Source organism: Streptomyces spongiicola (assembly GCF_003122365.1).
In the GTDB taxonomy this organism is placed as follows: domain Bacteria; phylum Actinomycetota; class Actinomycetes; order Streptomycetales; family Streptomycetaceae; genus Streptomyces; species Streptomyces spongiicola.
Map to the genome: position 1 here is coordinate 1,160,858 of NZ_CP029254.1, position 24,664 is coordinate 1,185,521.

Annotated in this window: 16 protein-coding genes; 9 read left to right on the forward strand and 7 right to left on the reverse strand. The window is 73.4% G+C overall.

The annotated features are described in order from the left end of the window. Positions 1-323 precede the first annotated feature (323 nt). The 4 genes from DDQ41_RS04990 to DDQ41_RS05005 all read left to right on the forward strand — a co-directional run bounded on the left by DDQ41_RS04990 (position 324) and on the right by DDQ41_RS05005 (position 4,258). The gene (locus DDQ41_RS04990; RefSeq protein ID WP_109293380.1) at positions 324-1,259 is read left to right on the forward strand and encodes a glycosyltransferase family 2 protein; all 936 of its coding nucleotides are present in this window, start codon (positions 324-326) and stop codon (positions 1,257-1,259) included. Further along, positions 1,256-2,281, forward strand: a complete 1,026-nt coding sequence (locus DDQ41_RS04995; RefSeq protein ID WP_109293381.1) for a glycosyltransferase family 2 protein — start codon at positions 1,256-1,258, stop codon at positions 2,279-2,281. The genes DDQ41_RS04990 and DDQ41_RS04995 overlap by 4 nt, the downstream gene beginning before the upstream one ends. Beyond that, positions 2,278-3,069, forward strand: coding sequence for a polysaccharide deacetylase family protein (locus DDQ41_RS05000; RefSeq protein WP_109293382.1), 792 nt, complete (start codon positions 2,278-2,280; stop codon positions 3,067-3,069). Before DDQ41_RS04995 ends, DDQ41_RS05000 begins: the two co-directional genes overlap by 4 nt. A 94-nt stretch (positions 3,070-3,163) precedes the next feature. Next, on the forward strand, positions 3,164-4,258 hold the full coding sequence (locus tag DDQ41_RS05005) for a DUF5925 domain-containing protein (RefSeq protein WP_109293383.1): 1,095 nt from the start codon (positions 3,164-3,166) through the stop codon (positions 4,256-4,258). 253 nt (positions 4,259-4,511) lie between these two features. Here the strand turns inward: DDQ41_RS05005 and DDQ41_RS05015 are convergent, their stop codons facing one another. Beyond that, positions 4,512-4,886, reverse strand: a complete 375-nt coding sequence (locus DDQ41_RS05015; RefSeq protein ID WP_109293384.1) for a GntR family transcriptional regulator — start codon at positions 4,884-4,886, stop codon at positions 4,512-4,514. 99 nt (positions 4,887-4,985) lie between these two features. On the opposite strand from DDQ41_RS05015, the gene DDQ41_RS05020 reads away from it, so the two are divergent. Both DDQ41_RS05020 and DDQ41_RS05025 read left to right on the forward strand, forming a co-directional pair. After that, on the forward strand, positions 4,986-5,909 hold the full coding sequence (locus tag DDQ41_RS05020) for a GNAT family N-acetyltransferase (protein WP_109297545.1): 924 nt from the start codon (positions 4,986-4,988) through the stop codon (positions 5,907-5,909). Further along, positions 5,890-6,384, forward strand: coding sequence for a DUF402 domain-containing protein (locus tag DDQ41_RS05025; protein WP_109293385.1), 495 nt, complete (start codon positions 5,890-5,892; stop codon positions 6,382-6,384). The genes DDQ41_RS05020 and DDQ41_RS05025 overlap by 20 nt, the downstream gene beginning before the upstream one ends. On the opposite strand, the gene DDQ41_RS05030 is transcribed toward DDQ41_RS05025, so the two are convergent. Next, the gene (locus DDQ41_RS05030; RefSeq protein WP_109293386.1) at positions 6,365-7,597 is read right to left on the reverse strand and encodes a methyltransferase domain-containing protein; all 1,233 of its coding nucleotides are present in this window, start codon (positions 7,595-7,597) and stop codon (positions 6,365-6,367) included. The genes DDQ41_RS05025 and DDQ41_RS05030 overlap by 20 nt on opposite strands. Positions 7,598-7,946: 349 nt before the next feature. Here DDQ41_RS05030 and DDQ41_RS05035 point away from each other — a divergent pair, with 349 nt between their 5' ends. Next, positions 7,947-9,038 carry a lytic polysaccharide monooxygenase auxiliary activity family 9 protein gene (locus DDQ41_RS05035; protein ID WP_109293387.1) on the forward strand — a complete coding sequence of 364 codons (1,092 nt, stop codon included), beginning with the start codon at positions 7,947-7,949 and terminating at the stop codon, positions 9,036-9,038. A 234-nt stretch (positions 9,039-9,272) separates the two neighbouring features. Here DDQ41_RS05035 and DDQ41_RS05040 read toward each other — a convergent pair whose 3' ends face one another. The 3 genes from DDQ41_RS05040 to DDQ41_RS05050 all read right to left on the reverse strand — a co-directional run bounded on the left by DDQ41_RS05040 (position 9,273) and on the right by DDQ41_RS05050 (position 15,523). Next, positions 9,273-10,130: an esterase/lipase family protein gene (locus DDQ41_RS05040; protein WP_109293388.1), complete on the reverse strand. Its 858-nt coding sequence runs from the start codon at positions 10,128-10,130 to the stop codon at positions 9,273-9,275. Between the two features lie 321 nt (positions 10,131-10,451). After that, positions 10,452-11,408, reverse strand: coding sequence for a DNA polymerase Y family protein (locus DDQ41_RS05045; RefSeq protein ID WP_109297546.1), 957 nt, complete (start codon positions 11,406-11,408; stop codon positions 10,452-10,454). 296 nt (positions 11,409-11,704) lie between these two features. Beyond that, positions 11,705-15,523, reverse strand: coding sequence for a DNA polymerase III subunit alpha (locus DDQ41_RS05050; RefSeq protein ID WP_109293389.1), 3,819 nt, complete (start codon positions 15,521-15,523; stop codon positions 11,705-11,707). A gap of 585 nt (positions 15,524-16,108) precedes the next feature. On the opposite strand from DDQ41_RS05050, the gene DDQ41_RS05055 reads away from it, so the two are divergent. Together DDQ41_RS05055 and DDQ41_RS05065 are read left to right on the forward strand one after the other, a co-directional pair. Beyond that, entirely contained in the window at positions 16,109-17,263 is a 1,155-nt protein-coding gene (locus DDQ41_RS05055; protein WP_262508359.1) for an AI-2E family transporter, read from the forward strand. Positions 17,264-18,206: 943 nt separating this feature from the next. After that, on the forward strand, positions 18,207-19,103 hold the full coding sequence (locus DDQ41_RS05065; RefSeq protein WP_109293390.1) for an alpha/beta fold hydrolase: 897 nt from the start codon (positions 18,207-18,209) through the stop codon (positions 19,101-19,103). 267 nt (positions 19,104-19,370) lie between these two features. Here DDQ41_RS05065 and fxsT read toward each other — a convergent pair whose 3' ends face one another. Both fxsT and DDQ41_RS05075 read right to left on the reverse strand, forming a co-directional pair. After that, the gene (fxsT, locus tag DDQ41_RS05070) at positions 19,371-23,303 is read right to left on the reverse strand and encodes an FxSxx-COOH system tetratricopeptide repeat protein (protein WP_167450238.1); all 3,933 of its coding nucleotides are present in this window, start codon (positions 23,301-23,303) and stop codon (positions 19,371-19,373) included. Beyond that, positions 23,287-24,663, reverse strand: a complete 1,377-nt coding sequence (locus tag DDQ41_RS05075; RefSeq protein WP_162602780.1) for a TIR-like protein FxsC — start codon at positions 24,661-24,663, stop codon at positions 23,287-23,289. Before DDQ41_RS05075 ends, fxsT begins: the two co-directional genes overlap by 17 nt. Between the last annotated feature and the right edge of the window lies 1 nt (position 24,664).

A 24,664-nucleotide genomic window follows, 5' to 3' on the forward strand; every position in this document is an offset into this window, starting at 1 on the left:
AAGTGCGCCCTACGGCCAGGTCTTGTCATACAGTTCCAATCATCAATACCGTCGTACATCCACCCGCAACGGACCATCAAAGGCGACTCCTGGGGAGGGGTCTGACGTCGCGACGGTCCGGAGCGGGGCGCGGTAGGGGGGTGCCGCGCTCGGTCGCACCTGCGCCGAGTCGCGTACCGCGCGGCCGGCTATGCCAGCTCGCTCAGCCTGTACGGAGATCCGTGCCGTCCTGGCCGGGGTGAGCGCAACCCCCCTTTCGAACCGGACACTCATCCGGACCGCCCGGGGGCGGGCGGTCCACCGGACGAGAGGGAAACCGACTCATGAGCTCGTTCCTGCGCCCGGCGGTCCCGGGGCCTCACGATCCGCCGGCCCGGGCCGGTGCGCCCGAACCGGCCGCGGCGGCGTCCACCGTCGCGGCAACGTCCACCGTCACGGCGACGCACACCGCCACGGCAGCGTCCACCGCCACGGCCGCGCTCGACCGGATACCGGCCCGGTACCGCCCGATCTCCTCACACCTCGCGATCACCCCGCCGGTCAGCGTCGTGATCCCGGCGATGAACGAGGCCGAGAACCTCCCGCACGTCTTCGGGACCCTGCCCGGGTGGATCCACGAAGTCGTGCTCGTCGACGGCAACTCCACGGACGCCACCGTGGACGTCGCACGCGGACTGCGGCCCGACGTCAAGGTCGTCAAGCAGGTCGGCAAAGGCAAGGGGGACGCGCTCATCAGCGGGTTCGCGGCCTGCACCGGCGACATCATCGTCATGGTCGACGCGGACGGCTCGGCGGACGGCCAGGAGATCGTCAGCTATGTCTCCGCGCTGGTCGGCGGCGCCGACTTCGCCAAGGGCTCGCGCTTCGCCAACGGCGGCGGAACCGACGACATGACGCCGATCCGCAAGCTCGGCAACCGGATCCTGTGCGGCATCGTGAACGCCAAGTTCGGTGCCCGCTACACGGACCTCTGCTACGGCTACAACGCCTTCTGGCGCCACTGCCTGGAGAGCATCACCCTCGACTGCACCGGCTTCGAGATCGAGACCCTGATGAACATCCGGGTCGTCAAGGCGGGACTGCGGGTCCAGGAGGTCCCCAGCCACGAGTACCTGCGCATCCACGGTGTGAGCAACCTCAGCGCCGTCCGCGACGGACTGCGGGTGCTCAGGGTGATCCTCAAGGAGAAGGGCGTCCGCCGCGCAGCCCGCGGCGGCCCGGCCACCGGCCTCAACTCCCCTCGAAAGGAAGCGCCTTGAACCATCCGACGTTCTCCGTGGTGATCTGCGTCTACACCGAGGACCGCTGGACGGACATCCTCGCCGCCGTGGATTCGGTGCGCCGCCAGTCACTCCCGGCGCTGGAGACGCTGGTGGTGGTCGACCACAACCCGCGGCTGCTCGACCGGCTCACCGAGGAGTTCACGGCCGGCCGGGAGCCATCGCCACCCGGAGCGGAGGTGCGGGTGCTCGCCAACGCGGGCCCCCGCGGCCTCTCCGCCGGCCGCAACACCGGTGTCGCCGCGGCCCTCGGCGAGTTCCTGGCCTTCCTCGACGACGACGCCGTGGCCGAGCACGACTGGCTGCGGCACCTGGCCGAGGGCTACGGCGACCCGCGGGTGATGGCCGTCGGCGGCAGAACCCTGCCGGTCTGGGCCTCGGGCAGCCGGCCGGCGTGGTTCCCCGAGGAGTTCGACTGGGTCGTCGGATGCACCTACCGCGGGCTGCCGCCCGGCCGGGTCCCGGTCCGCAACGTCCTCGGCGGCAACGCGTCCTTCCGCCGCACCGCCTTCGACGCCGTCGGCGGGTTCGCCACCGGCATCGGAAGGGACGGCGACAGACGGCCCCTGGGCTGCGAGGAGACCGAACTCTGCATACGGCTCCGACGGGCGCTCCCGGACGCGGTGCTGCTGATCGACGACCGTGCCGTCATCCACCACAAGGTCCCCGCGGCCAGGGAGAGCTTCCGCTACTTCCGCACCCGCGCCTACGCCGAGGGGCTGTCCAAGGCCCTGGTCTCACGCAGCGTCGGCAGCCGCAGGGGCCTGGAGACGGAGCGGCGCTACACCACCCGGGTGCTCCCGGCGGGCGTGCTGCGCGGCCTGCGGGACGCCGTGCTGCGGCGGCCCGGCGGAGCCGGCCGCGCCGGGGCCATCGCCGTCGGCGTGGCCGCGGCCGCGGCCGGGTACGCCGCGGCACGGGCGCGCACCCGCCCCGGGGTGGCGTTCTCGTACGGCCCGATCACCGCACACACCCCGCGTCTGGAGGGCGGCATCCGGTGAACGACGAGGCCGTCCCCATCCTCATGTACCACGCGGTGGCGCACCGGCCCGCGCCGGCCGCGCACCGGCTGTCGGTGACGCCGGAGGCGTTCGCCGAGCAGATGGAACTGCTCGGCGAACGCGGGTTCACCCCGGTCACCACCGCGCGGCTCGGCCGGGCCTGGCGGCACGGGGAACCGCTGCCGCCGCGGCCGGTGCTGATCACCTTCGACGACGGCTACGAGGGCGTGCACCGGCACGCCCTTCCCGTGCTCGACAAGCTGGGCTTCGCATCGACGCTGTTCGTGTCGACCGGCTGGCTGCGGGGCCCGCACCACGAGGGCGGTGCGCCCGACACCATGCTGGACTGGGGGCAGGTACGGGAACTCGCCGCGGCCGGCACGGAGATCGGCGGACACTCGCACACCCATCCGCAGCTGGACCAGCTGGACGACGGCCCGCTCCGGTCCGAGGCACTGCGCTGCGGGGAGATCATCACCGCCGAACTGGGCACCGCCCCGGTCTCGTTCGCCTACCCCTACGGCTACTCCAGCCGGCGGGTCCGCCGAGCGGTGCGCGCGGCGGGATACACGCAGTCGCTGGCCGTGGGGAACGCCCTGGCCCGCCGGCGGCAGGGACCGTACGCCCTGGAGCGGGTGACGGTGCGGCGCTCCACGGGCACCGGGGAGTTCGAGCGGCTCGTCGAGGGCCGGCACGTGGCACTCGGCTTCGCCCGGGACCGGGCCCTCACCAAGGGGTACGCCGTCCTGCGCCGTACGAGGAGGGCGGCCCGGTCGCTGCGCACCTGAGTGCCCGGGCGGCCGGACGGGGAGCGGGCGCGGAGACCGGCGGCACGACCCAAAAGGCCGTGCACCGGGGGCCGAGGTGCCGGATCATGGCGCCATGACCGCCACGCCTGAGCACGCTCTGCCGATCCGGCTCAACGTCGACGACAGCGACTCGCCGTCGGACGTCGTCGACGCGCTGTTCCTCGGCCGCTTCGCGGCGGGCGAGCAGCCGTTCTCGCACAGTTCCACGATCGACCGGGTCAAGCCCGGCGCCACGCTGCTGCCGCCGGGCGCCCGGGTGCTGCGCGCCGCGCGCGACGACGACCGGAGCGCGACGCTCGCCGAGGGCGACGGCTGGACCCTGCTGGTCTCCCGCTGGAACCGCGGTGCGGACATCACGGTCACCGCGGTCAGCTCCGAACTCGCCGAGCACGTCCACCGGCAGGCGACCGACGGGGTCCAGGACGAACCGGAGCCTCAGCCCGAGAACGTGGCCATGGGCTTCTGGTACGTCTCGCCGCGCCGCGGCCCGCACCGTACGACCCGCCAGATCAGCGCCGGCACCTGGGACGAGGTCCGGCCCAACTACACCGCCCCGGTGGCGAAGGCGATGGACCGGCTGATGAAGGTGACACCGGACGACATCGCGGGCCGGCTGCTCCTGCTGCACGGCCCCCCGGGCACGGGGAAGACGTCCGCGCTGCGGACGCTGGCCCGCTCCTGGCGCGACTGGTGCCAGGTGGACTGCGTGCTCGACCCCGAGCGGCTGTTCAACGACGTCGGCTATCTGATGGACATCGCGATCGGCGAGGACGAGGGGACGGCCAAGGAACGCTGGAGGCTGCTGCTCCTGGAGGACTGCGACGAGCTGATCCGCGGCGAGGCCCGGCACGCCGCGGGCCAGGCGCTGTCCCGGCTGCTGAACCTGACGGACGGGCTGCTCGGCCAGGGCCGGAACGTCCTCGTGGGTGTCACCACCAACGAGGACCTGGAGCGGCTGCACCCCGCGGTCGTCCGGCCGGGCCGCTGTCTCGCGCGGATCGAGGTCGGCCCGCTCACCCGCGAGGAGGCCGTGTCCTGGCTGGGCGCGGAGGAGGGGGTCGGCCGCGAGGGCGCGACGCTGGCGGAGCTGTACGCCCTGCGGCGGGGCACGGTGCCGGCGTCCGTGCCGTCCCAGCACGAAGGGGCGGACGCCGGGCTGTACCTCTGAGGGGGCAGCCCCTGGTCAGCGGCCCCGGCCCGGACCCTGCCCACGCCGCCGGGCACCGGACCGCGCCGGACCGCACCGCACCACCGGTCAGCCGGTTGCCGGACCCGGTCCCGGCCCCGGTCCTGATCCCGCTCTTGGTCATGGTCCTGATCCCGATCCCGATCCCGATCCCGGTCCCGGTCCTGACCCCGATCCCGGTCCTGACCCCGATCCCGGTCATGGTCCCGGCCCGGGTCCCGGTCCCGACCCGGGGTCAGTTCCGGTAGGTGGCGCGCAGCGCGTCCTGCACCGCCGAGAGCGCGTCCGCGCGGGACAGGCCGAGGCGGTGGACCTGTTCGGCGTACGCCTGGGCGGCCGCCGCCGCCTGGCGCTCGGCGGCGTCACCGGCCGCCGCGACGAACGTGCCGTTGCGGCCCCGGGTTTCGACCACCCCGTCTCCCTCGAGGGCCCGGTACGCCTTGGCGACGGTGTTGGCGGCGAGGCCGAGATCCTCCGCGAGTCCCCGCACGGTGGGCAGTTTGTATCCGACGGGCAGTTCGCCGGAGCGGGCCTGGGCCGAGATCTGGGAGCGGAGCTGTTCGTAGGGCGCGGGGGCCGCGTCCGTGTCGATGACGATTTTCAAGGTCACTACGCGATTGTCCCCCACTTCCGGGGTCCGGGCACGCCGCTGCGGAGCCCCGGGAAAATGACGGGCGTGCACGGGGGCGCGCGCGTAGCGTGCCGCCTCATGACCGTGATCGTCCGCGCCTTCCGCGCGCCGGGAGACGCCGAAGCCGTCGCCCGGGTCCGCCACGCCGCACTTCCGTTCCTGCCCGTCACCCCCGAGGCCCTGGTGTTCGAGGGGGAGCATGCGCATCCGAACTCCCGCTACCGGCCGCTGGTCGCCGAGGAGGACGGGGAGCTGATCGGCACGGCCCAGGTGGGGCTCGCCCACGACAGTCCCGAACCGGGGGTCGGGTACGCGAACGTCTATGTGCACCCCGGGCGCCGCGGACGGGGCGCGGGTAGTGCCGTCGTGCGCGCCGCCGAGGAGTATCTGGCCGGTGCGGGCGCCACCGAGGTCTACACCTGGGTGCTGGACGAGCCCGGGCACCGTGCCTTCGCGGAGCGGCACGGCTACCGGGCCGGACGCACCGCGCACTTCCTCCGCCTCGATCTGGCCGGCGGGACGCTGCCGCCGCTGCGGACCCCGCCGGACGGGGTGCGGATCGTGCCGGCATCCGACTTCGCCGGCGACCCCCGGCCGCTGTTCGAGCTGGACGCCGCCGCGTCGGCGGACGAACCGGGCGATGTGCCGACCGAGTTGACCGACTACGGCCACTGGCTCGACGAGACCTGGGGTCATCCGATGCTCAGCCGGCACCTGACCTCGGTCGCCGTCGCGGACGGACGCCCGGTGGCCTTCAGCGCGGCCCGCACGGACGGCGCGACCCGCTACTGGACCGCCATGACCGGCACCCTCCGGGAGTACCGTGGCCGCGGGCTGGCCAAGCTGGTGAAGAACGACTCGCTGCACCGGGCGCGGGACGCCGGGTGCAGCGAAGCGTTCACCGGCAACGACGCGGGCAACGCCCCGATGCTCGCCGTCAACGAGTGGTTCGGCTACGAGATCTGCGCGACGGAGGTGCGCCATGTCCGCACGCTGGGGTGATTCCCGGGTCGATGTCACCCTGGTCAAGGCCGGTCGTACGAAGATCCGTTATCCGGCGGTGGTCGTCGCCGACGACGGCACCCGGATCACCGTCCGGGCGCCGTGGGCGGGTGACGGCGTGAAGGACTTCGGGTTCGTCCGCTTCGAACCGGGCGACGTCTTCACCGAGTACTACTGGCGCGACCGCTGGTACGCCGTCAAGGAGGTCCGGGCGGGAGACGGGACGCTGAAGGGCTGGTACACGGACATCACCCGGCCCGCCCGGGTGTCCGGGGGCGAGCTGGTGGTGGAGGACCTGGACCTGGATCTGTGGGTGTCGGCCGACGGCGCCCTGGTCCTGCGGCTGGACGAGGACGAGTTCGCCGCGAGCGGTCTCACCGAGCGGGACCCCCGGGCGGCCGAGCAGGCCGAGCACGCCCTGGACACCCTGGAACTCCTCGCCCGGCAGGGCCGGTTCACCCGGCTGCTGGACTGACATCCGTCATCGGCAGCGGCACCGCGCGGTCCGGGACGGCCGGGTCGTGGCCCACCGGGTCGTCGTCCTCGTGCCAGTGGAGGACGAACCGCTCACCCCTGCGGTACGCCGCGAACCCGGCCCTGCTGTACGCGACCATGTCCTCGGGCAGCGCCGCCAGCGGGTGCCAGGCCAGCTCCGAGCACTTGTGCGGTTCCCGGTTGTAGGGCTCTTTCCGGGCCGCTGCGCCGGGCTGGCCGCCCCTCCCGTGGACCGCCTCGAAGAACCAGCCGGTGCGCGGTGCGCCGCCGGGCCCCCGGTGCTGCATGACCAGGGCGACGCGCAGATCCTCCGGCGCCAACTCGACGCCGGTCTCCTCGAACGCCTCGCGCACCATGGCGGCGCGGACGTCCTCACCGTCCTCCACGTGCCCCGACGGGGCGTGCCACAGTCCGTCCGCGTAGCCGGTGCCCGCCCGGCGGCCGAGCAGCACGTCGTCGCCGCGCCGCAGGACGAGGTGGACGTCGACGACTTCGCTGTGCCGGGCCGGGGCCGCATCGGCGGACCCGCCCGCCGCCTCTCCGGCGACGGTGTCGGCGACCACGTCGGCGACCACGTCAGCGGCCTCTTCGGCGACCGCGTCTCGGCGGACCGGCTCCGTCCGGGCCACCAGGGCGTACCGCTCGTCGTGCACCGGACGGCCCCAGAGCCCGGGCACGTCCGACAGCCGCTCGTGGTCGATCCGCCGGCTCAGCGGCCCCAGGGCGCGGATCAACCGGGCAGCCGGCAGTCCGCTGCCGCCCCACACCCCCTCGACCAGCACCAGCCGCCCGCCCGGGCGCAGCAGTGACGCCCAGTGGGCGAGAGCCGCCTCGGGATCGGGCAGCGCCCACAGCACATGGCGGGCCAGCGCGACGTCGAAACGCCGGCCCCCGACCGGAGGCCGTTCGGCGGGTCCCGTCAGCACCTCGGCCGTCGTGCCGGCGAGTTTGCGGCGAGCGGCGTCCGCCATCCGCGGCGAGAGGTCGACGGCGGTCAACCGGTGGCCCTGCTCGGCGGCGAGCAGGGCGAGGCTGCCCGTACCGCATCCGAGGTCGAGCACATCGGAGGGATCCGGCGGCAGCCAGTGCCGCACCCGTTCCGCCCAGGCACGGCGGACCCCGGGGTCGCGCAGCCCGTGGTCGGGCTCCTCGTCGAAGGTGTCCGCGGCGGCGTCCCAGTCGATCGTCGTCATGCATCCGATCATGGCAGCCGCCACTGACACGACGAGGTGGCCGCGACGGGTGGCCCGACGGCCCGCGCCACGACGCGCCACGACGCGCGACGGCATGCACGACGGCAAGTGAGCGTACGCACACGATCCGCGACGTTCCTCAGTCCCCGCTTACCGGCCCCTTAAAGCGACCATAAGGATCGCCGTCACCCCACCGCAGCAGCCCTTCTCGGCGTTTCGGCGGGCTAGCTTGCTGGTCGCCGGGCGGGGTCCGGACGTCGGTACCGCTGACGGACCCGGGGCCGCACCGCGGTGCGGGCCCCCGCCCGGGCTCCCTCCCCCTACGCAACTGCTGAAGGAGACCCCCACCATGACCGCTCGCCGCAGGACCGCCGCCGTCGCCGCGTTCGGGATCGCGCCGATCGCGCTGACCGGGCTCGCCGCTTCACCGGCCGTCGCGCACGGGTCGATGACGGATCCGGTGAGCCGGGTGTCCGCGTGCTACGCCGAGGGACCGGAGAGCCCGAAGTCCGCGGCCTGCAAGGCGGCGGTCGCGGCCAGTGGGACCCAGGCGTTCTACGACTGGAACGAGGTCAACATCGCCGACGCCGCGGGCGACCACAGGTCGCTGATCCCCGACGGCAGGCTGTGCAGCGCCGACCGGGACAAGTACAAAGGCCTCGATCTGCCGAGAGCGGACTGGCCCGCGTCGAGGCTCACGCCCGGCGTCCACACGTTCCGCTACAAGGCGACCGCCCCGCACCGGGGTACGTTCGAGCTGTACCTCACGAAGGACGGCTACGACCCGTCGAGGCCGCTCAGGTGGTCGGATCTGGAGGCGCGGCCGTTCGCCAGGGTCACGGATCCCGGGCTGGTGAACGGGGAGTACGTCTTCGACGGGACGGTGCCGGCGCGGTCCGGCCGCCACCTGGTCTACTCGATCTGGCAGCGGTCCGACTCGCCCGAGGCCTTCTACACCTGCTCGGACGTGGTCTTCGGCCGCGACACCGGCGGCTCGGCGGGCGGCGGCGCCCCGGCACCGACCGCCTCCGCCCCCTCGGACGAGCAGATCCGGCAGGGTGCGGACAAGTCCGGCGTTGAGCACGAAGGACACGGCGGACACGGCGAACACGCAGGACACGGCGGACCCGGCGGAGGCGAAGCAGACGGAGGACGGGGCGGACAGGGCGGACGCGGAGGGGACGGCGAGGACGGCGGCTCCGGGGCGCCGGGCACCGGCGCCGCCCCCGCCACTCCGAAGGCGGCTGCGCGGCCGGACACCGGGAAGGACGGCGGGACCTCCGGCGAGGGGAGCGCCCCCGAGAGCGACGGCTCCGGGAAGAGCCTCGCCGAGACCGGCGGTGACGGCGGCACCCCGTATCTCGCCGCCGCCGGAGCCGCGGTGGTCCTGCTCGGCGCGGCCGTGGTGCGCGCGGCCACCCGGCGCAGGGCCGGGCGCTGAGCCGGGCACGATGGAGACACGGCGAGGGTGCCGCCGCGGAGTGAACGCGGCGGCACCCTCGCCGCTTCGGAGCAGACGAAGCAGACGGAGCAGAGGAAAGGGCGGAACGGACGGCCGCGGCGGCCGCGACGGGATCGCCGCACCGCCGCCCTGGGCCGGACGGCCCGCGCCGGACGGCCCTGGGCGTGCCGGCCGTCAGGCGATCCGTCTGGCGACCCGTCTGGCGGCCTCAGCTCAGTGGAAGACCGACGCGCAGGTCGTCCTGGTGGCGTTCGCGGGATCAAGGGCGTTGACCACCTCGTGGAACGCGATCCGGTCGAACAGGGCGATGGCCACGTGCTCCGAGAAGTCCAGGGCGCACAGGTCCTGCACGGCCACGTTCTTCACGTTCGGTCCGTCGAGGAACGACGACCGCCAGGGGGTGACGACCTCGTCGTACTTGGTGGCGATGACGGTGTACTGGACGCCGGGGACGGTGTCGCCGCCCTCGTTCAGCTTGGTGAGGAACGGGGAGCCGGCGATCTGGTCGGCGAAGGCGGGGGTCACGGTCTTGAGCAGGTGCTCGGCGGCCGGGAAGTACTTGAGCAGGCCGGTGAGCCCGTGGACGGTCGTGCCGTGGTTGGACGGGGCGATTCCGATGAGGGCGTTCACCTCGTCGGCGCCGCCGAGGAACTTGAGGTAGTGACGCGGCATCATGCCGCCCTGCGAGTGGCCGACGATGTCCACCTCGTCGGCGCCGGTGGTGGCCAGGACGCGGTCGACGTAGCTGTCGAGTTCCTCGGCGGACTCCGCGACGGGGCCGAGCCCGTGGAAGAAGGGGACACCCGGAAGCTTGCCGTAGTCGAGCGAGAAGACGCAGTAGCCGCGCTTGACGAGGTACGGCGCGAGGCCGAGCCAGTTGTCGACGGAGTTCCCGAGGGTTCCGTGGACGAGGACCACCGGGCGGGGATGGGCGGTGGAGGGCTTGCAGGACCAGTTGTTCCAGCCGCTGGACGGGGCGGCCGCGTGGGCGGTGGCGGCCGGCGCGAGGCCGATCCCCACCGCCAGCAGGACGGCGGTCAGCGGTCTGAGGACACGCTTCCAGGACAGCATGGTGCGATCTCCTTGCGGCTCAAGGGAAATGCGGAGTTGATGAGGGGATACGAGCTTGATGCGGATGCGCATCGGAATGCGGGGGATGCGGGGATGTGCGAGCGCACGGGGACGCGCGAGATACGGGGTGAGATGTGGGGTGGGATGTGGGGGATGTGGGGGGATGCAGCGATTCGCCCTGTGGTCCGGACCACAGGGAGGGCGTGCTCATGCCAACGTACGCACGAGTAACTAAGACTGGGAAGTTACGCGTTGGTAAAAACTGAAATACCGTCAAGCCCCGTGGCCGCGTGGTTACTCAGGGAAACACTAAGGTGGGGCTTATGCGGCGAGAGAGCCCGGAATGACCGCCCGGGGGCCGTACTTCGCCCGCGCCCGGTCGGCGACCGCCTCCAGCCGGCGCGCCTTGTCATCGGCGGGATCGAAGCTGAGCTGACGCGCGGCCCGCTCGGCCGGGACCAGCCCCTCCGCCCGCAGTGCCAGAGCACGCACCCGGGCACGCTGGAGGCCGAGCGCGTCCAGGAGCCGGTACGCGGCACCGGTGAGCGACGCGGAGTGCGCGGTCGGCTCGGACAGGACACGGGTCCTGGTGGTCGTGGTGCGGTCCGCATAGCGCACGGTGAGCGTCAGGGAACGGCACACCTGACCCTCCCTGCGCATCCCCGCCCCCAGTTCCCCGGCGAGCGAGAGCAGTGCGCGGCGATGCCTGTCGCGGTCCAGTTCGTCCCGGGGAAAGGCGCGTTCGGCCGCGACGGAGCGGGCCGCCGCGTTGGGGACGACCCGGGTCCGGTCGATGCCGTGGGCCTTCTCGTACACCTCCCGGCCCGTGCGCGCACCGAGGATCCGCTGGAGCACGGCGAGGGGGGCGGCGGCGAGCCGGTCGACGGTGTCGAGCCCGTAGCCGCAGAGCGCGCGGGCCGTCGCGGTGCCGACGCCGTGCAGCGCGGCGACCGGGCGGCCGGCGAGGAACTCCGCCGCGTCCCCCACCATCACGGTCGTACCGGGACCGGCCTCCCGTGCCGCCATCCTGGCGAGCAGCGGATTGGGCCCGGCGCCGATCACGCAGTCGACGCCGTACAGGGCGAGGGCCCGCACCCGTATCACCGAGGCGAGCCCGGCGGCGTCCCGGCCGAAGTACCGCAGTGCGCCACGCACATCGGCGAGCGCGCCGTCCTGGCCGACCGCCTCCACCACCGGGGTGAACGCACCGAGCATTCCGAGCAGCCCCGCATAGGCGGCACCGTCCGGCGCCTCTCCGCCGGCGCCGCGGAACCGCACACAGAGGACGGTCGGCGCGTCCGCCCCTCCGGCCGGCGCGTCCGATGTGTGCGGTACGGACGGTACGGGCGGCACGGGCGGCACGGGCACGGACGGCACGGACCCCCCGGACGGCACGGGCACGGACGGCACGGACCCCCCGGACGGCACGGGCACGGACGGCACGGACCCCCCGGACGGCACGGGCACGGACGGCACGGACCCCCCGGACGGCACGGGCACGGACGGCACGGACTCCCCCGTACCGTCCGATGCGCTGTCGCCGCGCGGAGAAAGCGCGTTCCCCTGCCTGATCGTCATCCCGCACTCCCCGGGCTCTGGTGCCACAACTTCCGCGCCGGGGCCGCCCCTTCACCCGCCGGGCGGAGATCGGCCCAGGCGTTCATCTCGTACCCGGTGGACATCCTGATGCGGCGGTCGCCCCCGGCCCGGGCACCGGACGTACCCGTATCCGCGTCCCCGCCGCCGCCTCCTCCGCCCCCTCCGTCTCCGCCGCCCCCGCCGCCTCCTCCGTCCCCGCCGGCCTGCGCGCCCGCCGCGGCGAGCCGCTCGGCCACCGCGTCCAGGCCGCCCGTGCGCCGGAGTTCGATCAGGTCCGCGAGGTTCCACGCGGCGGAACCGACCACGCTGAGGCTGCGCGGCCCACGGCGCTGGACGACGCCGCGCACCAGCAGCAGCCAGGAGTGGAAGACGGTATGGGCGCACGCTTCGTGGCTGTCGTCGAAGAAGGCCAGGTCGACCAGGCCCGTACCGTCGTCCAGGGTGGTGAAGATGACCCGCCGCCCGGAGCGGATCGGCGGTGTCTGGGTGGCCGCCTTGGCACCGGCGACCAGCACCGTCGCACCGTGCTCCGCCTCCCGCAGCCGCTTCGCGGGGATCGCGCCGAGTTCGCCGAGGAGGACATGGTGGTCCGCCATCAGATGACGGGACGCGTCCATACCGAGGACGCCCAGCTCTGCGCTGAGCCGCTCGGCCTCGTTGAAATCGGGCAGTCCGACGGAAGCGGTCCCGCGGCCGCCGTCGAGCGGGAGCTGTCCGCCGTGGCCGCCGTGGCGGACACGGGATACCGAACTCCGCTGGGCACGGTGCAGTTCGGCGATGTGCAGCAGCAGGTCGCGCCGGTTGGCGCCGAACTCGTCCAGCGCGCCGACCTGTGCCAGCCGTTCCGCGACCGGCCGTCCGGGACGGGCCCGCTCCCAGAAATCCAGCAGTGAGGAGTACGGCTGCGCGGCCTCGATCCGTTCCGCTTCCGCCTCGCCGATGCCGTGGACATCGGAGAACGCCAGCCGCAGCCCCCAGGTCGCGGCTCCTCCACCCGCGACTCCCCCGCCGGCAGGCGCCCTGCCAGCGGGCCTCCCGCCAACGGAATCGCCGTCACCGGAATCGCCGTCACCGAAACCCTTGCTATCGGACACCAGTTCGATGCGATGGGCGACCGCGGACCGGTTCACATCGAGCGGGAGCACCGGCACCCCCCGCCGACGGGCGTCCGCCAGCAGCAGCCGCTTCGGGTACATCCCGGGGTCATGTGTGAGCAGCCCCGCGTAGAAGGCCGCCGGATGGTGCGCCTTGAGCCACGCCGACTGGTACGTCGGTACGGCGAAGGCGACGGCGTGCGCCTTGCAGAAGCCGTACGAGCCGAACGCCTCGATGATCTCCCAGGTCCGCGCGACCACCTCGGCCGTGTACCCCTTCCGCTCCGCCCGCTCGGCGAACCACGACCTGATCCGCTCCTGCGACCCGGGGTCGGAGAGCCCGCGCCGCACCCGGTCCGCCTCGTCCCGGCCGCAGCCGGTCATGATGTCCACCATCTCGATGATCTGCTCATGGAAGACGACGACGCCGTACGTCTCCGCCAGCGGACCGGCCAGATCGGGATGCGGGAAGCGGACCGGCACCCGCCCGTGCCGCGCCTGGATGAACGGCCGCACCATGTCCGCCGCGACCGGCCCGGGCCGGAACAGCGAGATGTCCACGACCAGGTCGTGGAAGTTCGCGGGTTGCAGCCGGCCGACGAGATCGCGCTGTCCCGGCGACTCGATCTGGAAGCAGCCCAGTGTCTCGGCCGAGCGGATGAGCCCGTACGTCGCCGGGTCGCCGGGCGGCACCTGGGCGGGGTCGTCCAGATCGATCCGCCGGCCCGTGGTCCGCTCGATCTCGGTGACGGCGTGCGCCATGGCGGACTGCATCCGTACGCCCAGCACATCGAGTTTGAGCAGCCCGAGGTCCTCGACGTCCTCCTTGTCGAACTGCGACATGGGGAAGGGTGACCCTCCCGTGCCCTCGGTGCCGTGGGGGATCTCACCGCTGGTCGGCACCACGGGGGTGCGCCGCAGCAGCGAGGAGTCGGAGATGAGCACCCCGCACGGGTGCATGGCGACACCGCGCGGCAGCGCGTCCAGGCTCTCGACCAGCTCCCACAGTCTGCGGTGGCCGCCCCTCTCCTTCGCCACCTCGCGCAGTTCGGGCAGTTCCTCCATGGCCGCGCGGGCGTCGCGGGCGCGGATGTGCGGGAACGCCTTGGCCAGCCGGTCGATCTCGGCCGGGTCCATGCTCAGCGCGGCGCCCACGTCCCGGATCGCGTGCCGCACCCGGTAGGTCTCGGGCATGGCGACGGCCGCGACCCGCTCCTCGCCGAAGCGGTCGAGGATCGCGCGGTAGACCTCCAGCCGGCGGGCGGACTCCACGTCGATGTCGATGTCGGGCAGCACGAACCGGCGCCTGGACAGGAAGCGCTCCATCAGCAGGTGCTGCTCGACCGGGTCGGCCTGCGCGATGCCGAGGAGGTGGTTCACGAGAGATCCGGCGCCGGAGCCCCGGGCGGCCACCCGGATCCCCATCCCCCGCACGTCGTCCACGACCTGGGCGACCGTCAGGAAGTAGGTGGCGTTGCCGTGGAAGGCGATGACGTCCAGTTCCGCGTGCATCCGCTCCCAGTAGGCGCGGGCCCGCGCCGGGGGCAGCCGGTCGTAGCCGCGCAGCACCATCCCGGCCGCGGCTCGAGAGGCGAGGACGCGTTGGGCGCCGCGTCCGGCGGCCCCCACGAGATGCGGCTCCGGATAGTAGGCGTACCCCATCCCCAGGTCGCGTTCGGGGTCGACCCGGCACTCGGCGGCGGTCTCCTCGGTGACGGCGAGCAGCCGGTGTGCCGCGTCGCGGCGCCATCCGGCCGCCTCGGCGATCCGCTCGGCCGCGCGGGCCATGCCGTCCGCGCCCTTGAGCCAGCGCTCGCCGCTGTCGAGCCCCCGGGCGGGGTCGACGGGGACGAGCCTGCGGGCCGCGTCGAGGACATCGGCGACGGGGCCCTGGCCGGGATCGGCGTAGCGCACGGCGTTGCTGAGGACGGCCCGCACCCCCTGCTCGGCGGCGAAGCCCGCGGTGCGGGCGGCGAGGCGGAGCGAGCCGGGGCCCGTGCCCCCGGTCCCGTGGTGCACGGCTTCGAGACGGAGTGCGTCGCCGTACCGGTCCCGCCAGGGCGCGAGCAGCCGGGCGGCCCGGTCGGGACGGCCCCCGGCGAGGGCCCTGCCCACCTCGGAGTCCGGGCCGAGCAGCACCGTGAGGCCGTCGGTCCCGGCGGCTGCCGCGGCCCGGGTCACTCCGTCGGCTCCGTCGGCTCCGTCGGCTCCGTCGGCTCCGTCGGCTCCGGCCAGGAAGCCCCGGCCGAGGACCGGCCGGCCACCCGCTGCGTGGGCCGCGGTGATCAGACGGCACAGCTCCGCCCAGCCCGCGGCGCCGTCGCGGGCGAGAAAGGTGACGCGGGGCGCGGACTCGTCGATGAAGGCGCCGCCGCGCACCGGGGTGCGCCGGCGTTCGGCGCGGACGGCCGGGCGGGCGGCCCGTGCGGTCTGTTCGCGTACGGCGAGTTCGACTCCGAAGATCGGGCGGATGCCCTCCCCGGCACAGGCCTTGGCGAAGCGGACCGCGCCCGCGACGGTGTCGCGGTCGGTCAGGGCGAGGGCGCCCATGCCCCGCTCGGCGGCGCGCTCGGCCAGCCGTTCCGGGTGCGAGGCCCCGTACCGTACGGAGAAACCGGACACGGTGTGCAGATGCGTGAAACCGGGCACCCGCACCTCCTGGATCAATCCGCTCTCGTCTCCCCCTCTCACCACCACCATAGACCAAGTTTCGAACGTTCGTGCGATGCGTGTTCCCCGGGCAGCCCCCGCCGCGCTCCCGGCCCGGACGACGCCCGTCCCGGGCCGGCCGGCCGCGCTCCCGGCGCGTTGACCAGCCGTTCAACGACCCGCCCGCCCCGGCGGCGGACGAGGGGGCAGTGCCGTTCCCCGAGACCGCCGGGGGCGGCGGGGAGTGGCTACCGCCGCCCCGCGAGCCGGGCCGCCGCGGGACACCGGCCCGGCGGGCGGCACCCTGGCCCGGCCGCCCGGACGGCGCCATGGCCCGCGCAGACCGCTCCCGGAGCCGGGGGCGCCGCTCCCGGGCGCCGCCCACCGGGCCGCGGAGGGATGATCCTCCGGGCGCCCGGGCATCCCGGCGTCTGGGCATCCGGGCGTCCGGGCAGCCGGGCGTCCGGGCAGCCGGACATCCGGGCCGCGTAGCCCCCGGGCTCCGGACCTCCGGACCTCCGGGGTGCTCCGGACCTCCGGCCGTTCCGGACCCCTCGCGACGCTTCCCCCTGCCTTCGGGCGAATAAGGACCCGCGCGCGTTGGTCCCGCACCCGCCGGTGGTACCAGTCCGGGCAATGCCCACCCGATCCGCCCACCCGCGGTACCGGTTCCGCGCGGCGCGCGGAACCGCGCGCGATGACGCCCGCCCGGCGCCCGGCACCCGGCGCGTCGCCGACCCCCCGGTGGCACCCGCCCTGCGGACGGCCGCCGCCTACGCCTGGCGGCTGCTGGTGGTCGGCGCCCTCGTGTATGCCGTCTTCTCGCTCCTCGGGCGGTTCCACGAGGTCGGTGTGGCCCTCTTCCTCGGTCTCGTCGGCTCGGCCATGCTCAGACCGCTGGTCGGTCTGCTGGCACGCCGGCTGCCGCGGCCGCTCGCCGTGACCATCGCGCTGCTCGGCAGCATCACCCTCGCCCTCGGCGTGCTGGCCCTGGTCGGGGAGACCGTCGCCGGTCAGCAGACCGTGCTGCAGCGCGAGTTCGGTGCCGGGATCGAGCGGATCGAACGCTGGCTGGAACAGCCGCCGTTCCGGCTCAACCCGGAGGCGCTCAGCGATCTCCAGTCACGGATCGGCCGGTTCCTCTCCAGCCATCGGTCCACACTGATCAGTACGGCCATCAGCGGCGCGACCCGGCTGGTGGAGGTGCTGACGACGCTGGTGCTCGGGCTGTTCTGCGCGGTGTTCTTCCTGCACTCCGGCGACCATCACTGGCGCTGGGTCTGCGCCCAGCTGCCGCTGTCCGCCCGGGACCGGGTGTCGGTGGCGGGCCACGCCGCCTGGCGCACCTTCACCGGCTACACCCACGGTATCGTTCTGGTGGCAGCGACCAACTCGGTCCTGGTCGGCCTGGCGCTGTACGCCCTCGGGGTACCCCTCGCGGTGCCGCTGGCCCTCCTGGAGTTCTTCGCCGCCTTCGTCCCGCTCATCGGCTCGCCCATCGCGCTCGCCATCGCCGCCGTCGTGGCGCTGGCCACCAAGGGCCCGGTCGTCGCCGCGATCGTCATGGCGCTGATCGTGGTCATCGGCCAGATCGAGGCGCACCTGCTGCATCCGCTCGTGCTGAGCTGGGCCGTACGGCTGCATCCGCTCGTCGTGGCGATCTCGGTCGTCGCGGGGGCGATCGCCGCCGGGGTGATCGGCGCGGTGGTGGCCGTGCCGCTCGTGTCGGTCGTCTGGTCGGTGCGCCAGGCACTGCGCACGGCGAACGACCCGGGCCCGGCCCGGCCCTGAGGAAACGGCCCGGCCCCGCTGGAACGGCCCGGGCCGAGGGAACGGACCCGGCCGCGGACCGCCGTGCCGGCACTGCCGTGCCACATTCCCCCGTGCCGCGGCGGTCCCCGGCCGTAACGGAGTGCGGTCACCGGCCGTAGCGAAGTGCAGGGCGCCGCCCTCAACGCGGTGCGTCGGCCGCAACGAAGTGCAGGGGGCGCGCCGCCCTGACGACGTTGGAGCCGAGCGAACAGCGGCCGCCACCACTGCGGACGGCGTCGCCGCCGGCGGCGAAGGGCTCGGACTCCTCACCCCCCGCCGTCCTCTTCGGCTCCGTCCTCTCCCCGGGGCCCTCGACGCCCCCTGGAGCTTCGCCAGGCCGCCGAGCGTCGAGGCGAGGTTTCCGGCCTCCGGGGCGGAGAGTGTCCTCGCCGTGGCCGCGGGCCCGCCCTCGCCGGCGTTCGCAGTCCGGAAGGTGGCAACGGCCGCCGTGGGAGCGGCGGCGGCTCCAGCTGCCGCCGCCGCGCGCCTCCCGGGTATCCGCCGGTGCCTCACGTAGTACCTCCCGCGGGCCGCGACCGGGCATGCGGGTTGCCCGGACGCGGAGGACGGGGCGCCCGCCGTTCCGATACGCGTCGGTAGCACCCGAGGTCGGCTTCAGGACGCGCACACCAGGACGGCAATGCGCCCTCTGCTTCTTCACGACCCCCGCCCGTACAGGTCGGTTCCGTTCGCGAACACCACCCGCAACCGGCCCCTGGCCAGCGCGTAAGGACTAGTCCTGTCCTGATCCCCGCGCCCGATGGGCTCATCGGGGACTCACACCGCCCTCGCTCCGACGGGTAATCATCGAAGGGGCGGGGAATGCCAGGACGGTACCGCCGCGCATGGCACATGTGCACGGCACTCAGGGAATGTGCGGCATCTCCGGATCCGCGGAGGCCCACGGCGAAGGAGGCGGCGGGTGCGGCGGCGGGTGCGCGCGTCCGACGGGCGGCATCTGATGGTGGAGCGCCTGGGGGATCCGCGGGGCAGACCGGTCTTCCTGCTGCACGGCACTCCGGGCAGCCGCCTCGGACCGGCACCGCGCGGCATGGTGCTGTACCAGCGGGGAATGCAGCTGATCGCCTACGACCGTCCGGGATACGGCGGTTCGGACCGGCTGGCCGGCCGCAGCGTGGCGGATGTGGCCGGGGACGTACGGGCGATCGCCGACGCGCTGGGCCTGGACCGGTTCGCGGTGGTGGGGCGCTCCGGCGGCGCACCCCACGCCCTGGCCTGTGCGGCGCTGCTGCCCGACCGGATCACCAGGGCCGCCGCGCTGGTGACGCTCGCACCGCGGGACGCGGACGGTCTGGACTGGTTCGAGGGCATGGCCGCGTCGAACGTGCTCGAGTACACAAGGGCCACGGTCGACCCGGACGGGCTCACGGCTCGGTTCATCGTGCGCTCGGCGGAGATCCGGCGCGACCCGGTCCGGCTCCTGGACGACCTGCGCAGGGAACTCACCGATTCGGACCGGATGGTCGTCGCGGACGCCGGCGTGCGGTCGATGCTGCTGCGCAACTACCAGGAGGCGCTGCGCACCTCGCCGTACGGCTGGATCGACGACGCCCTCGCCTTCTGCGGCCCCTGGGGCTTCGACCCCGCCGGCATCACCGCGCCCGTGATGCTGTGGCACGGCGAGAAGGACAGGTTCTCGCCCGTCGGCCACTCCCGCTGGCTGGCGCAGCGCATCCCGGGGGTGAAGGCCGTGCTGGAACCGGCCGCCGCGCACTTCGACGCACTGCACGCGCTCCCCGGGATCCTCACCTGGCTGCTGGAGGCCCCCCCGGGGGACGCCCTCGGGGTGGGCGGCTGAAGCGGCCCCGGCACCCCCGGCGACACCCACCAGGCGAACACCCGAAACGACCCCGGCCGCTGCGCGCGCCGCGGCCACCGTTCAGCGTTCAGCGTTCAGCGGCCACCGTTCACAGAACACCGTTCACCGGCCACCGGGCCCGCCGGCCTCCCCGCCCCGTGGAGCGCCGAGCACGGAGCGCGGGGGACCGGCCCTCGGGCCCGCCCTCCCCTCCGGGCCGGAGGGCGCCCGCTCATCCCCCGGGGGGGATGAGCGGGCCGCGAGCGGTCAGACGGCCAGCGGTTCGAGGTCGCGGTGGGTTCTGCGCTCGTCCCTGGCGATCCGGGTGAGCGCGTGGTCCTCCCCCAGCAGCCGCGCCAGTTCGTCCGCCGTCTCCGCCCGCAGCGCCGCCGCCTCGTCCTTGCGGCCCAGCGAGCCGAGGGTGACGGCGGTGTTGGAGGAGACGGCGAGGACCTCGGGGTGGTGGGTGCCGAGGACCTCGCGCAGCCTCGTCACCGCCCGCCGCTCGGTCTCGAGGGCCGACTCCAGATCGCCCAGGTCGGCGCGGGCGTTGGCGAGGTTGACGGTGCAGAACAGCGTGTGCGGGTGGGCGGTGCCGAGGACGTCGGTCATCCGGCGGACGTTGGCCGCCAGCAGTCGCTCGGCGGTCTCGGGCTCGCCGCAGCCCCACTGGTAGATCCCGAGGTTGTTGATCGCGGCGAGGGTGTAGGGGTGCTTCCCGCCCGGCACCTTCGTGTACTGGTCGACGACCTCCTGGGCCAGGTCCCGGGCCGCCACCGGTTCCCCCGCCGCGAACAGGTCGGCCGCGAGGTTCAGGTCACAGGCGAGGGTGTCGGGGTTCGCCGAGGTGTACTTGGCGCGGTAGCGGTTGCGGGTGGCCGTCGTCAGCCTGCGGGCGTCCTCCGGCCGGCCGGCCCGCCGCAGGGACACCGCGAGGCTCTTGCCCGCCGCCAGGGTGCCGGGGAAGGTCCGGCCCAGGGTGCGCTTATAGCTGTCGTAGGTGCGGCTGAGGAGGCTGACGGAGTCCTCGTACCGGCCGACCTCGCGCAGGTCGCGGGCCAGCGAGGTGGCGGAGGAGAGCGTGTACGGATGCTCGGGGCCGAGTACCTCGGTGCGGCGGTCGAAGACCTCCTGGTCGATCTCGCGGGCCCGTGCGTACTGGCCGACCATCCGCAGGTTCAGCGCCAGGTTGTTGGCGGCGGCCAGGGTGCGCGGGTGGGACTCGTGGAAGATCTGGCTGAACCCCTCGTGCGCCTCGGTGGCCAGTTCCATGGCCTTGCCGTACTGGCCCAGGGTGCCGAGGTCCATCGCCAGCCCGCTGGTGGTCATGTACGTGTGCGGGTGCGACGGGCCGAGCACGGCGCGCTGACGCTCCAGGGTGATCTCGTCCAGCTTCCTGGCCTCCACATAGCGGCCCTGCGAGCGGAAGATGTTGGAGAGGTGGAAGCGCAGGTACAGGTACTGGAGGTCGTCGTTGCCGAGCATCTCCCGCCAGACCTCGCGCAGATCGTCGCCGAGGGCGCCGGCGGCCTGCCAGTCACCGCGCTTCCAGAGGTAGCGCACCCGGTCGATGAGCAGCCGGCGGGTCTCCGGCTCCTCGCAGTAGCGGGCCTCGGAGGGGCCGAGATGCGGCCAGATGGTGTTGAACCGCGGCCAGGTCTCGGGGTTGTCGATCGGCTCGTCGTCGTCGGGCCGGGCGCCGGCGAGGACGCGGTGTACGGCGTGCTGGGCGTCCCGCTGCTCCTCCTCGCTGAGCTGCGCCCGGATGACGGCCTGCACCAGCCGGTGCACCTGGATGGAGTTGGAGACCTGGTCGACCTTGGCGAGGGCGAACCGGCCGATCTCGCGGATGACGCGGCCGAGTACGAGCTTCTCCTGGAGGGAGGGGTCGTACGGCTTGAGCGCGTCGATCATCTCCTTGCTGTAGAGGAGGTTCGCCGAGATCGGCTCGGGGGCGAAGAAGGCGCAGAGCTGGAGCAGCCGCACCGCGGCCGGTGAGCGCTCCTTGAGGCGCTCGATGGAGACGTTCCAGGTCGCGGCTACCGGCTCCGGGTAGCCGGCGGGCTGGTTGAGCGCGAGGACGCGGGGCGCCTGCTGGGCGAGCTGCTCCAGGTAGGCGGCGACGGGCGTGGCGGTCTCGGCGATCCAGGCGGCGGCCTGCTCGACGGCGAGCGGCAGGTCGCCGACGGCGGCGGCGACCTGGTCGGCGTCCTGCGGGGTGAGTCCGGGCGCGCGGCGCTGGAGGTGCTCGACGGACTCCTCGCGGAGGAAGACGTCGACGGGCAGGGCGTCGCCGTACTGGGACCAGGTCTGGTTCCTGGAGGTGACGAGGATGTGGCCGCCGCTCGGGAAGAACCGCTTGAGCTGCTCGGGGTCGTCGGCGTTGTCGAAGACCAGCAGCCAGCGGGAGGTCGGCACACCCCGCCTGAGCAGGTCGACCGCCTCCTGGGAGGCGGTGGCCATGTCCTCGCCGCCCTGGGCGCCGAGGCGGGTGGCGAGGTCGGCGAGTCCGGCGACGACGTCGTCGGACTGCTCGGAGGAGATCCACCACACCAGGTCGTAGTCGGCCATGAAGCGGTGCACGTACTCCAGCGCGACCTGGGTCTTGCCGACGCCGCCGAGGCCGTACAGCGTCTGGGGCTGCGGCAGCACGACGGCCATGCCGCCGCTGAGCTGGTCCCGCATCCGCTCCAGGACCAGGGACCGGCCGGTGAAGCCCGGGTTGCGGGCGGGCGCGTTCCAGATCTTCGGGACGGTACCGGGGAAGCGGGGGCCGGGGGCGACCCCGTCGGTGAGCTGGACCGGACGGTCGAGCGCGCGCAGCAGCGCGCTGGTGGCGTGCACCTCGTCGAGGCGGAAGAGGTCGACGGGGTTGCGGTCGATGTAGGGGGCGGTGAGGCGTACGTCGCCGACGCGCAGCGGAAGCAGACGGCGCCCGCGGCCCCCGCCCGGGTCCTCGGCCGCGGCCCGTTCCCACACCCGTACGGCGCGGGCCGACTTGAGGTAGGCGCTGGAGAGCAGCACGACGGTGCGGGCGGCGGTCTCGGGTGCGGGGAGGGCTGCGCCGTCCCCGGGCGGTTCCGCCGAGACGTCGCGCGGCACGACCCGGAACCCGGCGCGGGTGAGGACGGACTCGATCCAGTCCGCCCACATCCGGTTCTCGGCGACATAGCTGAGGAACAGGTCGGCGGGCAGCGCGGGCCGGCGGCGGGTGAAGGCGTCCCTGATCCGCAGCCTGATCTCCTCGCCGACGGTGGGCATGGCGGTGATCTCCCCTTCGGTGATGACGGTGGTGAGCCGTTCGAAGGCGGAGAGCAGGGAGTTGGTGAGTCCGGCCTCGTCGCCGAAGGTGGCGAGGGTCTCCTCGTAGGCGTAGTAGGGGCGGTACGGGATCTCCACGGCGCCCCAGTAGGAGGTGAGTTCCTCGCCGGACAGGCCGGTGGGGAAACGGTCGAACTTCAGCCGGGCCAGGGCGCGTCCGGCGTCGGCCTTCTCCTTCTCGCCCTCGTCGATGCGCATGGGGACGGGCAGGACGCGGATGCCGCGGCCGCCGTAGCGCTCGTCGATCTGGCGGGCGACGGCGGCGGCGCCGTCGATCGACTGGTCGCTGAGGGTGAAGCAGTCGACGAGGACGTCCGGGAGGTGGACGGTGCAGATGTCCGCGATGTCGCTGAGCCCGGTGCGGCTGTCGATGAGGACGTAGTCGTAGTTGGCCTTCATGTCGTCGCGCAGTGCGTCGAAGAAGTGCCCGCCGCCGAGCCGGTCGTAGAAGTTGTCCCAGTCGAAGGTGGAGACGGTCGCCGAGTACTCGCGGTTCTGCCTGCCCGCCGAGACGAAGTCGAGGGTGCCGCCCTCGGGGAACTCCCAGCCGAGGTTCTCGGGGGTCAGGGACACGGCGTGCGGCTGGATGCGCGCGTAGTCCCGGTGCCAGTCGTCGGGACGCTGCACGGGACTCGTCGCGGCCCAGGCGTACTCGGTGATCAGGTCGATGACACCGGTGGTGGCGCCGAGCGTGGACGGGTCGAGGAAGGGGTGGAAGAAGCGGTGCAGGCCGGGCGCTTCCAGGTCCCAGTCGACGGCGAGGACCCGCCTGCCGTTGGCGGCGAGTATCCAGGCGGTGTTGGCCATGGCCATCGTCCGCCCGGTCCCTCCCTTGTAGGAGTAGAACGTGACGATGCGTCCGTCACGACTGGCTGTCATCCGCGTCCTCCGCATCCGGCGCATGGTCGAGCGTGTCGGGGATGTAGTGCGTGGTGGCGTACTCGGCCGCCATGGGGCCGCGCAGCCTGGGCCGTTCGGTGTGGCTGCCGCCGGCGGGCGGGTAGACCTGGGCGTGTCTCAGGTACTGCTGGGCGGCCGCCTCGACGACCTGGGGGAGGAGCTGGCCGAACGCCTCCATGCTCGGTACGCCGCGGGCGGCGGCGCGGCAGGCGGCGCGGCCCTGGCCCAGCTTGGTCGGCAGGGTCTCGGCGAGCTTGGCGCCGAGGACGCCCTCCGCGCCGCGGCTCTGGTGGTCGTCGCGGTTGAAGGGGACCACGACACTGACCCAGGGCCGGTCCTCGGCGTCGAAGGCGGCGAGCTGCTCTCGTCTTTCGTCGTCCTCCAGGGCCCAGCGGTCGACGATGAGCAGCTCCGGTCTGGTGGGGGCCCGCTTGCTGTCGAGGGGTGTGCTGTCGTGGTCGAACGAGGCGATGGTGGCCTGGTAGTTGAGGGTGCGCACCAGGTCGCGGGCGACATAGGCGAGCGGCCGGTGCGCCTCGGGGTAGTAGGGGTTCCAGTCCTGGGGCATGTCGCCGTAGTACTGGGGGTCGCGTCCCGGGGGGAGGTCGTGCAGGGTGGGTGCGGCGACGGTCACCTGGATGGGGCGGGGGCCGGTGCGGCGCGGGCCGGCTCGGTCCGGAGTGCCGAAGGCGCTGGGGGCCTGCCGGTAGTCGAGGGGTCTGCTGGGCCCGACGGCGGTGGCGTCGGCGACGCTGACGATGCGTTTGGCGAGTTCGTAGACCGCCCGCTCGTACTCCTCGGCGAATATCCGGAGTTTGATCAGTCCGTAGAGTCCGTCGGTGACGTAGCGGTCGCCGAAGGCGCGGTGGTTGAACTGCAGCCGCTCGGCGGGGCCGGGTAGTTGCTCGGGGGGCACCGGCACCCAGAGCGCGGGCACGATGGCCTCGGCGGTCCGGTTGCTCCTGGCCTGGTGGAAGATCTCCCGCTGGGCGAAGGCGTACCACTCCTTGCCGCACATCTCGCTGGCGAAGTAGCGGGGGGAGAACAGCGGCACGAACACCCGGCAGGTGGCCAGGACTTCGGCGAGCCGCTCGGACCACCCCTCACCGGAGCGTATCTCCCGGTCCATGAAACCCGCCGGTGCACCGGCGGAGAGATCCGTCATGGCCATCACATGGCCGCACAGGTCCCGGAAGAGCCGCTCCACCCACATGTCGGGATCCGGCACACCCGCCCCGTACCTCGGTGTGTGCGCATAACTCAGGAAGAAATACGGCCGATGGTCCGCCGCCCGCTGCTGCGATGACGCCTGCACACGCCCCCCGTCCCATATGAACACC

Excerpts from the sequence above, each read along its gene's own strand:
- DDQ41_RS04990 (WP_109293380.1), top strand. The coding sequence starts at position 324 with ATGAGCTCGTTCCTGCGCCCGGCGGTCCCGGGGCCTCACGATCCGCCG.
- DDQ41_RS05005 (WP_109293383.1), top strand. The coding sequence starts at position 3,164 with ATGACCGCCACGCCTGAGCACGCTCTGCCGATCCGGCTCAACGTCGAC.
- DDQ41_RS05020 (WP_109297545.1), top strand. The coding sequence starts at position 4,986 with ATGACCGTGATCGTCCGCGCCTTCCGCGCGCCGGGAGACGCCGAAGCC.
- DDQ41_RS05025 (WP_109293385.1), top strand. The coding sequence starts at position 5,890 with ATGTCCGCACGCTGGGGTGATTCCCGGGTCGATGTCACCCTGGTCAAG.
- DDQ41_RS05030 (WP_109293386.1), bottom strand. The coding sequence starts at position 7,597 with ATGACGACGATCGACTGGGACGCCGCCGCGGACACCTTCGACGAGGAG.
- DDQ41_RS05035 (WP_109293387.1), top strand. The coding sequence starts at position 7,947 with ATGACCGCTCGCCGCAGGACCGCCGCCGTCGCCGCGTTCGGGATCGCG.
- DDQ41_RS05040 (WP_109293388.1), bottom strand. The coding sequence starts at position 10,130 with ATGCTGTCCTGGAAGCGTGTCCTCAGACCGCTGACCGCCGTCCTGCTG.
- DDQ41_RS05050 (WP_109293389.1), bottom strand. The coding sequence starts at position 15,523 with ATGGTGGTGGTGAGAGGGGGAGACGAGAGCGGATTGATCCAGGAGGTG.
- DDQ41_RS05055 (WP_262508359.1), top strand. The coding sequence starts at position 16,109 with ATGCCCACCCGATCCGCCCACCCGCGGTACCGGTTCCGCGCGGCGCGC.
- fxsT (WP_167450238.1), bottom strand. The coding sequence starts at position 23,303 with ATGACAGCCAGTCGTGACGGACGCATCGTCACGTTCTACTCCTACAAG.